The 14,041-nt window shown below is 71.9% G+C and carries 5 protein-coding genes; 3 read left to right on the top strand and 2 right to left on the bottom strand.

Going from position 1 to position 14,041, the window contains the following annotated elements; genetic code table 11:
• Window positions 1–159 precede the first annotated feature (159 nt).
• Both AB3K78_RS13460 and AB3K78_RS13455 read right to left on the bottom strand, forming a co-directional pair.
• Window positions 160–1,230 (bottom strand): 3-methyladenine DNA glycosylase, encoded by a 1,071-nt coding sequence (locus AB3K78_RS13460; protein WP_416444031.1) that lies wholly within the window; start codon window positions 1,228–1,230, stop codon window positions 160–162.
• A 279-nt stretch (window positions 1,231–1,509) separates the two neighbouring features.
• Window positions 1,510–2,220 (bottom strand): YczE/YyaS/YitT family protein, encoded by a 711-nt coding sequence (locus AB3K78_RS13455; RefSeq protein ID WP_416444029.1) that lies wholly within the window; start codon window positions 2,218–2,220, stop codon window positions 1,510–1,512.
• Window positions 2,221–2,281: 61 nt separating this feature from the next.
• On the opposite strand from AB3K78_RS13455, the gene AB3K78_RS13450 reads away from it, so the two are divergent.
• The 3 genes from AB3K78_RS13450 (at window position 2,282) to AB3K78_RS13440 (ending at window position 14,040) form a co-directional block, all read left to right on the top strand.
• Window positions 2,282–3,742 carry a PLP-dependent aminotransferase family protein gene (locus tag AB3K78_RS13450; protein ID WP_416444027.1) on the top strand — a complete coding sequence of 487 codons (1,461 nt, stop codon included), beginning with the start codon at window positions 2,282–2,284 and terminating at the stop codon, window positions 3,740–3,742.
• Between the two features lie 471 nt (window positions 3,743–4,213).
• A complete protein-coding gene (locus AB3K78_RS13445; protein ID WP_416444025.1) occupies window positions 4,214–13,522 on the top strand; it encodes an isopeptide-forming domain-containing fimbrial protein in 9,309 nt (3,102 codons plus the stop codon).
• Window positions 13,523–13,653: 131 nt separating this feature from the next.
• Window positions 13,654–14,040, top strand: a complete 387-nt coding sequence (locus AB3K78_RS13440; protein ID WP_416444023.1) for an RNA-binding S4 domain-containing protein — start codon at window positions 13,654–13,656, stop codon at window positions 14,038–14,040.
• The last annotated feature ends 1 nt before the right edge of the window (window position 14,041 follow it).

Here is a 14,041-nt window from a genome sequence, read left to right as displayed (position 1 = left end):
ACGGTGAAACTCTCGAGAGCAGGGACGAATCGCGGGGTTCGCGCCGGTCCTCGGGAGCGGGACCGTCCCTCGATACCCGAGGGGGTCTTCGGTGAACGGGGATGACCCGCGGAAGCGGCGAATCCGGTGCTCGGCGGCCGGATACCCGGAGACCGAGCCTCAGCGATCCGCGCCGCCCGCGCCCGCCCGGCGCAGCTCGGCGATCGCGTCGAGCACTCGCTCGCGCAGCAGGTTTCCTCGGTCGGCGAAGCCCGCCTGCAAGCGCGCGTACTCCCGCTTGCCGTCCGGTGTCTCGATGGCGACCGGTTCGAGCGGCAGTCCGTCGGCACCGATCCATCCGGTCACGTCGTAGGGCGAGGCCCGCATGTCGAGCTCGCGGATGTCGCGCGCCAGCACGAAGCAGTCGAGCAGCACCTCGCCGGGCACGGCCGGCCCGAGCTTCGACGCCCACTTGTAGACGTCCATGCCGGCGTGCAGGCAGCCGGGCTGCTCGAGGTCGGGCTGCGTGGCGCGCGTCGGCTGCAGCTCGTTGCGCGGCGCGGCCTCCGGGGTGAAGAAGCGGAACGCATCGAAGTGGCTGCACCGGATCGGGTTCGCCTCGACGACTGCGTCGGTGCCCGCGTGCCCGAGCCGCAGCGGCAGCGAGGAGTGACGCAACTCATCGGGCCTCTGCCGATAGACCATCGCCCACTCGTGCAGGCCGAAGCAGCCGAGCGATGCGGGCCGTTCGAGGGTCGCGCGCAGCAGGCGGTCGACGAAGTCGACGGTGGATCCGCGCCGCGCGAGGAACGCCGCCGCGTCGAACACCAGGTCATCCGGGCGATCGGAGGAGACCGGGCGGTACTCGCGCCAGCCCGCGCGCTCCGACGGGGCACGGTCGGGCCCCTGAATGCCGGCGCCGGCGAGCACGGTCCCCGCGCCGGGGTGCCAGCGGCGCAATTGGCCTGGCGTCACCGAGTAGTAGGTGAAGAGGAAGTCTTCGATCGGGTGCTTCTCGTGGCGCAGCGCACGGTCCCTGCGGCCCGCGGTCAGGGCGTCCGCGCGTTCCCGGTGGGCGGCCTCGCGGGGCGCCCACTCGCGGGGGTCGAGTGTGCGCGCGGACGCAGTTGTGGTTGCGTGCTCAGTCTCGGTCGCGTGCTCGGACGTGTGCCCGGTCGCGAGTGCGAGCGAGGGGTCGGGGGCGAGCGCGGGCCGGGGTCGGGGTCCGGGTCCGACGGAGGTGGGAATCACCCGCCCAGCTTAGGCGCGCCGATCGGGGCGAGCGCTCTGGCCGGGCCCGGCCGCCGCCTCATCCCTCTTATCGCTGCATGCTCCTCATCCTCCTCATCCCGCCGAACCCCGTCGAGTGGCGGCAAAACGCCCGAACGGGTGGGCCGAAGCAGCGGTTTGCCGCCACTCGACGGGATTTCGGGGGCGGGCCAGCTTGGATTGGGCGCGCGGGCCAGCTTGGATTGGGCGCGGGGGCCAGAGGGCCAAGGCGGGCACGCGGGCCAGGCTGGGCCGGGCGGATCACGCCTGCGCGGGCGCGGTCTCGTCCACTCGCCCGTCGGTATTGGCCTCCACGCCAGCACCAGCATCAGCACCCGCCCCGGCCGCGGCCCCGGCCACCGCGCCAGCCCCTGCCCCAGCGCCCAACGCGGCCGCCTCGGGCACCCGGAGCCGCGGGATGGTGATGCCGCACAGCGGTCCGATCAGCACCGCGAACGCGAGCGTGCCGAACCCGACGTCTCCGCCGAGCAGCCAGCCGACCGCGAGCACGGTCACCTCGACGATGGTGCGCGCGATCCAGATCGGCAGCCCGGTGCGGGCGTTGATGCCGGTCATGAGCCCGTCGCGCGGGCCCGCGCCGAAGCGGCTGCCGATATAGAGGCCGCTGGCGACGGCGAGCAGCAGCAGGCCGGCGACGAACAGGAGGATCCGCTGCCAGAGCTCGGGCGGGGTGCCGACGAGCGCGAGCCCGGCCTGGATGCTGGTGCCGACGAGGAGGATGTTGAGCACGGTGCCCATGCCGGGCTTCTGCCGGAGCGGGATCCAGAGCAGCAGGACGGCGAGTCCGATCAGGTTGGTGAGCCAGCCGATCTCGATGCCGGTGAGGTGCGAGAGCCCCTGGGCGAACACGGTCCACGGGTCGACGCCGACGGCCGCGCGGATCATCAGCGCGTCGGCGAACCCGTAGAGAAAGAGGCCGATGAAGAGCTGGAGCAGGCGTCGAGTGAGCATGCAGATATCCAAACAGTCGATTGGACTGTCAGCCAGATGCCAATTCGCCTAATCTGGACCGATGGTGCTGCGGAGTGAATCTGGACCGGGTCCGATCGGTGCGACGTCGCTCGCCGCACTGCTGGGCGATTGGCGCGGTTCGGATCGGGGCGGACTCGCGCGCTCCCTCGCCGAGCGGATCCGGCTGCTCGCGCTCGACGGTCGGATCCCGTCGGGCACCCGCCTGCCGTCGGAGCGCGAACTCTGCGATCGTCTCGGCCTGAGCCGCACGACGGTGGCCTCGGCGTACGCCCGGCTCCGCGAGCTCGGCTTCGCGCGGAGCCTGCGCGGGTCGGGTACGCAGGTCCGGCTGCCGGTCCCGCGGCTGCACGAGCCGGTTCCGGGCGGGCACGAGATCGATCTCTCGCGGGCGACGCTGCCGGCGCTCCCCTGGCTGGCCGAGACGGCGCGCGAGGCCGCGGAGGATCTGCCGTCCTGGCTGCACACCGACGGGTACGATCCGATCGGCCTGCCCGAGGTGCGGGCCGCTCTCGCGCGTCGCTACGCGGAGCGCGGGCTGCCGACCGACCCGGAGCAGATCCTCGTCACGCTCGGGGCGCAGCACGCGATCGCGCTGCTCGCGCGCACCCTGCTGGGGCGCGGCGACCGCGCGGTGATCGAATCGCCCACCTATCCGCACGCGTTCGAGGCGCTGCGGCTCGCCGGGGCCCGGCTGGTGCCGGTGCCCGTCGGTGGTGCCGCCGACGCCGACGCGACCGAGACCGGCGAGGTGGAGGCGTTCGAGCAGGCGTTCCGCCGCGCGAGCCCAGCGGCCGCGTTCCTCATGCCCGACTTCCAGAATCCCACGGGTCGGTCGCTTTCGCTCGAGGCCAGGGAGCGGATCCTCTCGGCCGCGCGCCGCGAGGGAACGGTCGTGGTCGCCGATGAGACCACGGCGGAACTCGACATCGATCGGGGCTTCGTCGCGCCGCCGCTCGCCGCGCAGGGGAACGCGGTGCTGATCGGCAGCGCGGGCAAGACGCTCTGGGGTGGGCTGCGGGTCGGGTGGATCCGCGCCGATCGCGAACTGATCGCCCGCCTGGCGCAGGCGCGAACGGTCGGCGACCTGGGCACTCCGATCCTGGAGCAGCTGCTGCTCGCGCGTCTGCTGCCGCGTACCGCCGAGGCGCTGGAGCTGCGCCGCGGACAGCTCCGCGCGGGGCGCGAGCTGCTGACCGGGCTGCTGGCCGAGCGCGTGCCCGGGTGGCGGGTCCCGCCGACGCCCGGCGGGATCGCGACCTGGGTGGATCTCGGAGCCCCCTTGAGCTCGCGCCTGGCGCTCGCCGCCCGGTCGCGCGGGCTCGTCGTGCCGGCCGGCCCGCGCTTCGGGATCGACGGCGCCTACGAGGGGCGCTTGCGCCTGCCGCTCTGCGGGGACCCGGATGAACTGCGCGCCGCGGTCGGGATCCTGGCCGAGTCCTGGGACGATCTCCCGGGGGTCGAGGCTCTCGCGCGCCCGGACGCGCGCGCCGGGATCATCTGATCCTCTGAGGAGTTCCACGGCACTCCCGTGCTGATACAGCGCGCACGTGAGTGATTCACAGGAAGCTCAGGGTGAACGTTCGGCCGGGGTGAGGCCGTGGGATGAAGGATCGCCAAACGGTTGGCACGGTGACCAATTCCCGGCTAGGGTCGATAGTTGAATCCTTCACTATGTCTGTGAAGGTTCAAGCGGATGACGTATCTGCGGCGCGATTCCCGAGGAATCGGCGCCGCGGAGCGGAGTGAGGGGACTCCCGTCACCGGGCCACGATCGGGCCGACGATCCAGGGGGAACGTCGGTCGCTGCGGTGAGTTGTGCACAGCACCGCAGCTTTGCCGTGCGCTCGCCGCTCGCAGTGCATCGACGGTGGGGGACACTGTGTCGAATAGGACGAGCATGCTTCGTCGCGCCCGGAAACACGGCGCGACGCGGACGAATGGAACGCACGAGGCCGTGCGCGGGTGGACCCGCATGCGCGCGTGGATCGCGGGAGGGGTGTCGGCGGCGCTGATCGCCGGCGTGCTCGTCGCGGCCGGCGTCGGCGCGCAGAACGCCGAGGCGGCCGCTCCGGCGCCCGGCTTCACCGTCACGCCGCAGAAGGACCTGGTGGCGGGCGAGGACCTGACGCTCGAGCTGAAGTTCTCGAGCGCTGGCACGGCCGCGGGCGACCAGTACAACGTGAGCGCCGGGCTCGTGATCCCGACGGGCGTGACGTACGTCGGCGCTTCGGCGGGCATGACCGCGCCGAAGGTCTATGCCGCGGGCAAGGAGTTCACCTCCGCGCAGGACTGCGCGGCGATCGGGCTCGAAGCGGGCAACGCCGGCAAGTGCCGCGTCCCCGCGGGCAAGCAGTACCTGGTCTTCGAGAACATCACCGACCTCCCCGTCGGCGCGAAGCAGCAGGCGACCGTGACGCTCCGCCCCAACGCGCAGACCTTCCCCGTCGGCACCACCGCCCTCGACACCGTCGGCTCCGCCTACACGAGCAACGATCCCAGCCGCCTGCCGCAGTTCCCCGGCTCGACGGCGAAGGGCTCCGGCACCACCTCCGCCCCCGGCATCTCGAAGACGAACGTGCCCGTCAAGGCGTTCCGCGTCGCGAAGAGCGAGCCCAGCCCCGAGGGCGAGCTGCTGCGCGGGATCCACGACCACACCACGACCTACACCCTGCGGATCTCGCACACCGCCGAGGGCGATCTGTCGAACACGCAGGTGACCGACTTCCTGCCCGCGGGCCTCGAGTTCCTCGGCACGGGCGGGATCGACCACACCACCAACGCGAACGGTGCCCAGGGCGCCGTCGAGTACCCCGGCGCTCCCCGGCTCACCGCGACCCCGGCTCCCGCCGGCGGCGCGGGCGCCGCGGGCGCCGCTTCGTCGGTCGAGACCATCAAGGCCGACCAGGCGCTCGCCGATCAGTACGGGCTCGTGGCCGGCAAGGTCTACACGAAGGTGACCTGGAACCTCGGCACCCTCCTCGGGCTCGGCGACTCGCGCGACACCACGGCCGGCGTCACGCAGAACTACGCGTCGACGCCCGGCACCTCGGGCGTCTTCGAGATCCGCTACCGCGCGGGGATCCCGCTCTTCGAGAACACCCTCGACTTCGGGGCCACCACCCCGACGGCCGCGAGCGGCGGCCAGGCGGCGAACCTCGACAACAACCGCGGCGCCTCGACGCGCCACGGCATCTCGGGCGACCCCTACTCGGCCCAGACCCTGCGCAACGTCGCCGCGGTCTCGGGCAGCTATGCGGGCAAGAAGACCGAGAGCAGCGCTGCGCACTCCGTCGACGCGGTCGACGTGCGCCTGCTGAAGAGCGTCAGCACCCAGCCGAACCCCGATCCCGCGAACGCCTCCGACTGGTCGCGCAACGCGTCCTTCACCCAGGGGCAGATCGCGAGCTACCGCCTGAACATCGCGACGAGCGAGTACGTCGGCGCGACGCAGGGCGGAGCCCCCGATCGACTCGTCGACGACATGGCCGACGGCGTCTGCCCGGCGTTCCCCGCTGGCACGAAGATCACGGGCGGCGGGTCCACTCCGAAGCTCACCCAGGGCAGCGCCGAGAAGCCCGGCGCCCCGATGAGCGCGAGCGACTGGAACAGCATGCTCCGGGCGCACGGCGTCTCGTCCGACTGCTCCTGGCCGTCGACGCACGCCCCCGCGTCCGACCTGAAGCTCACCGGAGCGACCCTCACCTCGCTCTCCTACGACCCGAGCAACGGCCATTTCTCGATCGAGCTCGCGCTCGATCCGGCCGACGCGCTCGCGGCTCCGAACCGCGAGCACAACGTGGTCTACACGGTCATGCAGAGCGCCAGCTACACCGAGGCCGACGGTCAGTCGGGCGCGACCAGCTCCGGCGACCGGGTCACGAACAACGCGAAGGTCACGCTGACCACCGAGGCGCGTCCCGAACTCGACGGCATCGTCTCGAAGGAGGGCGCGAAGGCCGATGGCCGCGAGCACGCCGCCGACGATTCCTCGGCGACCCTGGAGGCCGCGCTGAGCGGCATGCAGAAGCGGGTGCTGCCCCGCGCCGCCGCCGGGCAGACGACCGCCGCGAACGTGGCGAGCGCGACCGGCTGGGTGGACTCCGCGAAGGAGCCCTTCTCGGCGGGCGACCAGGTCTGGTACAAGATCAGCGTCACCCCGCCGGCCGGCGCCGACGTGCGTAACGCGAAGCTCACCGACTTCCTGCCGGAGGGCGTCAGCTTCGATCAGACGAAGAACGGGGACGCCTACCGCGACATCGTCGTGGTGCCCTCGGCGAGCTCGGCGACGCTCGGCGTCTGCACGGTGAACAGCCGCGACGACCTGGCCCAGCAGTTCGTGGGCCAGCCGACGGTCGGTGCCGACGGCCGCTCGCTGACCTGGAACCTCGGCAAGACCGGTTGCCTCGACCGGTCGAGCGACCGCTTCTTCCCCCGCGGCGTGAAGCTCGACGTCTACGTCAAGGTGACCGTCTCGGGCCTCTCGAACTTCGGCGACGTCGATCTGCCGCAGAACCTCGCGAAGTACCAGCAGGAGAACGTCGACGGCGAGATCTTCTTCCTGCGCGACGGCGCCGACATCACCGTCGACGGCGGGACGTCCCTCCTCAAGGGCGTGCGCTCGCTCAAGACGACCGCGGGCACCACCCAGCCCGGTGCGGCCTTCGGCTCGAACATCGACGGGCTCGAGGTGGCGCAGGGCGTCGAGGCGACGTACCGCATCGACCTCGCCGCACCGCGCAACGACACCTCCGACTACCGCGTGCTCGACGCGCTTCCCGCGGGCGTGCGCAAGGCCGACCTCAAGGGGATCGACCCGAGCACGGGCGCGGTCGGCTCGGCCACGGCGGCGCGGTGGAACGGCAGCACCGAGACCGCGGCGAACGGCTCGGTCACGGCGAAGGCGTTCGATCCGGGCGATCCCGGCTACGCCGACCTGCACCTGACCTCGGCGTACGCGGACCGCACGGTCATCGTGTTCTCCTTCGCGGGGACGGTCCCCGGTGCGACCCCGCCGGCGAAGAGCGGTCTCACCCTCGGCTACACCCTCGTGGTGCCGAGCGGCGTGCCCGGCGGCGGCCCTGCCGCGCAGCTGACGCAGTCCTACGAGAACACCGCAGCGGTCTCCGAGTACCGCTTCTCGACCAACGACGGCGATTCCGTCACGGTGGTGCCGCAGAAGCTCGACGCGAACGGCGAGCCCACCGGCGGTCAGCTGCTCGCGGACCGTCCGGTCGCGGACGGCGAGTTCGGCGTCGACGACAGCAAGACGCACGACACCTCCGAGGTGCACCTGCCCGGCACCACCCCGGCGAAGCGCCTGGTCTCGACCGAGGTCGGACCGAGCGCACCCGCGGGAACCGGGAACACCGTCGGCCTGAACGACATCGACGCGGCCAACGGCCAGACGCAGATCGTGCAGGGCGAGTACGCCACCTTCGAGTACCGCGTCTCCGTGCCCGCGCACACCACCGTGCGCGATGCGAAGCTCGCCGACAACGGCTTCTTCACGCAGGGCGGCACCCGCGTGCCCTACGAGTTCGTCGCCGGATCGGCCGCGTTCTCGGGGCCGAACGGCATGACCGAGGGCGGTCTCGAGAGCGCCGGGTTCACCCTGCTGCGCAGCGCATCGGGAGGCGACGCCGCAGGCACCCTGCGGTTCCCCGCGAGCTACACCAACTCGACCGATCAGGGTCAGGAATTCACCGCGCGGATCACCGTGTGGGTGAAGGATCGCGACGCCTCGCACCCGGGGTACTCGCCCGACCTCGCGAACGGCGCGACGCTGCAGAACACCGCAGCGTTCAGCTACGCGAACCCCGTCGACCCCGCCAAGCGGGTGACCACCAGCGCGAACGCGAACGCCACCTACATCGAGCCCGGCCTGCGGGTCGTGAAGGCCGCGAGCCCGGGCACCGACGTGCAGATCGGCAAGCCGGTGCAGTACACGATCACCGTGTCGAACCCGTCCGGTCGCGCGAAGAGCTACGAGAACACCGTGGTCGACCAGGTCCCCGCGGGCCTGATCGTCGACCTCGATTCGCTGACGCTGAACGGCGCCCCGCTGGCGCGCAGCGCGGTCGACGCCGAGGCCGGCGTATCCACCGGCGCGGGCGGCAAGATCACCTGGAAGCCGGCCGACGTGCCGGCGCTGCAGGCGATCCCTGCCACCGTGGCGCTCGGCTACACGGCCATGATCGACCCGAGCACGGGCGGCGGCCAGAGCTACTCGAACACCGCGACGGCGACGGGCTACACCCTGCCGAAGACCGTCGGCGGCGCCGATACCTCGGACCGCCGCGGCGACCGGACGACCAGCAGCACCGCGAAGATCACGGCGACCACCGCCGCGATCGCGAAGGGCGTGCGCATCGGCGACTCGGGTGCCTTCGCGAAGACCGCGCAGGCGCCGATCGGCGAAACCGCGTCGTACCAGGTGAAGGTGACCCTGCACCCGAACATCAACTACTACAACGCGCAGATCCGCGACCAGCTGCCCGCGGGCGTCCAGCTCGTCGGCGACCCGACGGTGTCGGCGGATCCGGCGGGTTCGGGCATCGACGGCGGCTGGAACTGGACGGTGAACGGCTCGAACCGCGTCACCGGCACCTACACCGGTGCGGACGGGGACATCGCGTCCGCGCCCGACCCCCGCACCCTCACGGTGACCTACCGGGTGCTCCTGAAGAACACCGTGCCCGCCGGCGTGAACACCCTGCCGAACACGGCCGGCTTCAGCTGGACCACGGCGCACGACGACGCGTCGCAGCGCATCGAGCTCACCGACAACGCGACGGTGAACGTGCTGAACCCGCAGCTCGGCATCACCAAGCGGGTGAACGGAGCGAGCGCGGCATCGGTGGATCCGGGCGACACCTTCACCTACACGGTCGAGGTGCGCAACACGGGCACGAGCCCCGCCTACAACGCCCGGGTGCGCGACACGGTGCCGCAGGGCGTCGTGGTCGACCCGTCGAGCCTCACTGCGAGCGGCGGCGTGCTCACGGGCGCCGGCGCGAACGGGGGCGGCACGATCGACTGGACCGTCGCCGGCCCGCTGAGCAACGTCGCGCCGAACAACACGCAGACCTTCACCTACACGGCGAAGCTCGCGAGCTCCGACGCGCTGAAGCAGGCGAACCTCGTCAACGAGGTCGCGGTGACGCACTACGAGTCCTTCGCGAACGGCGGACGCTCGACCGACCCGACGAACGTGAAGGCGAACGCGACGGTCACGCCGCGGTTCCCGAACGTGGTGCTGCAGAAGAGCACCTCGAACGGCTCCGAGGCGTTCGTGGGCGACGGCTTCGGCTGGACCCTGCAGGCGAAGAACACCGGTCAGGGTGCGGCCCAGACCGTGCGGCTGACCGACACCCTGCCGAAGAACTGGGAGTTCGATCCGTCGGTGCGCCCGCAGATCAGCATCGGCGGCGGTGCGTTCGCCGACCTCGATGCGCCGGCCATCGGCACGAAGGACGGGAAGCAGACGCTGACCTGGAACCTCGGTTCCGCGGCGTCCGCACCGGCGCTCCTCCCGGGCGTCGGCTCGGGTGCGACGGATCAGCAGCGCACAGTGCGCATCACCTTCTCGGCGAAGCCGCAGAACGGCGCGACGACCGACGCGGGCGCTGGGCTCTCCATCGCGCACACCAACACGCTGGCGGGCCAGACCACCGACGCGACCGGCAGGACGGCGAACGGCGACGGCGGCTACACCGGCCCCGACGCGACGGCCGACGCGCACATCGCGCGAGTCGACCTGAAGCTCGTCAAGGAGGCCATCGGCGGCGACAAGCGGAACCAGTGGACCGCCGGCGCGGTCTCGGGTTCCGGTTACACCCAGCCGCAGTGGCGGATCACCGTGACGAACCAGGGTCCCGACGCGGCCTCCGGCCAGTTCTCGGTGGTCGATCAGACGACCCTGCCGGACGGCGTGACGACGGGTGCGTTCACCGCGCGCTACTACGCGAACGCCGCCGACAAGACCGGCACCCCGCTGACCCTCTCGGGCGCGGGCACCGCGAAGGATCCCTTCGTGGTGGGTGACCGCGGCACCCGGCTCGCGGCCGACGGCAGCGACCGGATCGTGCTGCTCGCCGACGTGACGATCGACGCGGCGGCGACCGGTACCGCGAAGAACACGGCGAGCGTCACCGGGCGCAGCTTCGAGCGCCAGGGCGACATCGACAAGGACAACTCGTCGACCGCCCAGCGCCCGATCACCACCGAGGCCGATCTCGCGATCGACAAGGTGCTGAACACCGCCGAGCCCGCGGCCGGCCGGCCGATCAGCTGGGGCATCAAGGTGTCGAACCGCGGTCCCTCGGTGTCGGCATCGACCGCCGCCAAGCGGATCACCGTGACCGATACGATCCCCGCCGGGATTAGCGACGTGCGCGACCCCTCGGCCGCGCTCACCTCCTGGACCGTCACGGCCTCGAACGGCTGGCCGGCGAAGGCGGGCGACACGATCACCTGGACGTTCACCGGCCCCCAGCTGCCGGTCGGTCCCGCGCAGGAGCTGACGCTCGACGGCGTGATCGACTCGTCCTGGACGGGCGGCAAGATCGTCAACACGGCCGTCGTGCACCCGGGTGCCACGACCGATCCGGTACCCGACAACAACACGGACGACGTCACCACGGCGCCCGGTGACGGCACGATGCTCGGGATCAGCAAGACCCGCGTCGTCAACGTCGGCGGCGTCTGGAAGGACGCGGCCGAGAACGGCGGGACCCTGCCCGACATCACGGCGGGCGGCACGGTCAGCTACCGGATCACGGTCGCGAACCTCGGCCCGGCAGACGCCCGCGCGGTGCGCGTGGTGGACACCGCGCCGAGCGTGCTGAGCTACCGGGAGCACGCGAACGTCTCGGGCACCTGGACCCGGACGGCCGGCGCGAACGCGTCGACCGACCAGTTCTCGCTCGGCGGGACGATCGCGAAGGGCGCCTCGCGTGCCTTCGTCGCCACGTACGACATCGACCCGGGCCTCGTGCCCGGCTCGACGGTGCGCAACTGGGCGCAGGCGTTCGCCGAGAACTCGGGGAACGAGCCGAAGGACGACGACCAGAACGGCAACTCGGACCGCCAGGCCGATCTCTCGATCACGAAGCAGGCGCTCGACCTCGACGGCAACCCGACCACCAAGGTCACCGCCGGCACCGAGCTCCGCTACCGGATCACGGTGAAGAACAACGGGCCGAGCGTCTCGGGCGCACCCATCGCGGTGACCGACGAGATGCCCGCCGGCATGAGCTACGTCTCGTCGAGGAGCACGGTCGACGGCATCTCGGTGAACACGGCACCGAAGGTCTCCGCCTCGAAGCGCTCGGTCGTGTGGACCATGCTCAGCGGTGCCGAGACCCTGCAGCGGGACGGCGAGATGACCTTCGACGTCGTCGCGGCGATCTCGCCCGACGTGCCCGCCCAGCGGCTCGTCAACGGCACGGACGTGGTCGGGCCGGACGACACCGATCCGACGAACAACCACTCCGAGGCGACCGTCGAGGTCGTGACCGAGGCGGACATGACGATCGCCAAGGACGTCGAGGCCGGCCCCTGGGTCGCGGGCACCGACGTGACGTACACGCTGACGGTCGAGAACCGCGGGCCGTCGGTCGCCGACGCGTTCGTCGAGGACGTGCTGCCCGAGGGGCTCACCCCGGTGTCGATCTCGGGCGCGGGCTGGACCTGCGACAACGCGGCGGAGTCGTGCAAGCGCGCGGCCCACCCGGTCGGCACGAGCACGCTCACGGTGGTCGCGCACATCGGCGCGAACGTCCCGACGGGCACCGAGCTGACCAACACGGCCTACCTCTCCTGGACCGACAGCCGCAGCACGGCGCCGCACCAGGTGCAGGACGACGCGAAGATCGCCGTCACCACGAGCGCCGACCTGAGCCTCGAGAAGACCGCGATCGACGCCGACGGCAAGCCGACCGACCGCGCCGTGGCCGGGTCGACCGTGCGGTACCGGATGGTCGCGACCAACCACGGGCCGAGCGACGCGATCGCCCCGATCACGGTGACCGACACGCTCCCCGCGGGCAGCCGCTTCGTCTCGCTCGACGGCGCCTCGGCGACCGACTGGACCGCGACCGCCGAGGATCCCGCGGCCGACGGCACGCAGCGCGTGACCTTCACGCGGATCCCCGACGGGACTGGTCTCGCGAACGGCGCCGCCGCACCCGCGATCCTGTTCACCGTGCAGCTCGACGCCGGCATCGCCGACGGGGCGAAGCTGACGAACACGGCGACGGCGAAGTCGGGGACCCCCGATCCCGACGAGTCGAACAACACCGACACCGCCGAGGTGACGGTGGATCGCCGGGTCGACGTCGCGGTGACCAAGTCGCACGACGCGGGTCAGGTGCGCATCGGCTCGCCGCTCGAGTTCGGGATCGACGTCGTGAACCACGGTCCGTCGATCGCGACCGGCGTCAGCGTGACCGACCGCGTGCCCGCGGGTCTGACGGTGACGAGCGCCGTGGGCGACCTCTCGGGCGACCGCTGGACGATCACCGAGGTCACGGCGCTGCCGGACGGCGGCACCCTCGTGGTGGCGGCGCTGAGCGGCGAGCTGGCACCGGGCGAACGCGCCCCGAGGCTGACCGTCGGCACCGAGGTGCAGGCGAGCGCCTACGCCGAGGTCACCAACACGGCGACCGTCACCTCGACCGAGGAGGACGTGGACCGCGACAACAACCGCTCGGACGATCCGGTGCAGGTGCCCGCGCTCGCGAAGCTCACGGTGACGAAGTCCGTGCAGGGCGAGTTCCAGGTGGGCGACAACGCGCACTACCGGATCACGGTGCGCAACGACGGCCCGACCGAGGATCCCGGCCCCATCACGGTGACCGATCGCCTGCCGAACGGGCTGACCTACGTGTCGAGCGCGGTCGCGGCCCAGACCGGCGGATCCCGCCCGGTGTCGGCGGCCTCGGTGCAGGGCAGCCGCGTCGAGTGGACCCTGCTGAAGGGTCTCGCGAAGGGCGAGCAGGTCACCATCGATCTCGTCGTGCGGGTCGGGCAGGCGGCCTACCCCAAGGTCGCGAACACTGCGGTGGTCTCGACGCCGACCGATCTGACGCCCGACTCGGAGCTGACGAGCACGGTCGAGACGAAGGTGCAGCCGATCGATCCGCTCGCCGTGACCGGTGGTGCGGCGACCGGTTACGCGGCACTGATCGCGGCGCTCCTGCTCCTCGTGGGCGGGGCCGTGACCGCGGTGCGACGCCGCCGCGACGGTGAGCCGGTCGCGAACGGAACCGCTGCCGAGTAACCCCCAGCGGCAGCCGCCCGAGGGCGCGGCCGACGGACCCCCATCCGTCGGCCGCGCCCTCGGCCGTTTCCGCAGCTGCTCCCGGCGGTGTCTCCGCCGGTGTCCGGCCGGGGCACCGGTACGCTCGCTGCATGGAGTCCGTGCGCATCGACAGCTGGATCTGGGCCGTGCGCCTCGCGAAGACGCGCAGCCAGGCGACGGCGGCGTGCCGGGCCGGGCACGTGCGGGTCAACGACGAGCCGGCGAAGGCCGCGCAGAAGGTCTCGGTCGGTGACGTGGTCCGGGTGCGCCTGCACGGCTTCGAGAAGATCTACCGGGTCGTCGGGCTCGCGCTGCGCCGCGGCAGCGCCGCCGAGGCCGCGCTGCTGTTCGAAGATCTGACGCCGCCCGCGCCGCCCCGCGTCGAGCGCCCGGCGGCCGTGATCCGCGACCGGGGAGCAGGGCGACCGACCAAGCGGGACCGGCGCGAGATCGATCGTCTGCGCGGGCGCGGAGACGTGCACGACGCGGGAGAATAAG

Source organism: Leucobacter sp. HNU (assembly GCF_047946755.1).
Classification (GTDB): Bacteria; Actinomycetota; Actinomycetes; order Actinomycetales; family Microbacteriaceae; genus Leucobacter.
Note: the sequence above shows the minus strand (reverse complement) of the source record. Positions and strands in the feature narration are given on the sequence as shown.

What these genes read in the sequence shown, in the direction of transcription:
- AB3K78_RS13455 (WP_416444029.1), bottom strand. Translation starts at nt 2,220, where the DNA reads ATGCTCACTCGACGCCTGCTCCAGCTCTTCATCGGCCTCTTTCTCTAC.
- AB3K78_RS13450 (WP_416444027.1), top strand. Translation starts at nt 2,282, where the DNA reads ATGGTGCTGCGGAGTGAATCTGGACCGGGTCCGATCGGTGCGACGTCG.
- AB3K78_RS13445 (WP_416444025.1), top strand. Translation starts at nt 4,214, where the DNA reads ATGCGCGCGTGGATCGCGGGAGGGGTGTCGGCGGCGCTGATCGCCGGC.
- AB3K78_RS13440 (WP_416444023.1), top strand. Translation starts at nt 13,654, where the DNA reads ATGGAGTCCGTGCGCATCGACAGCTGGATCTGGGCCGTGCGCCTCGCG.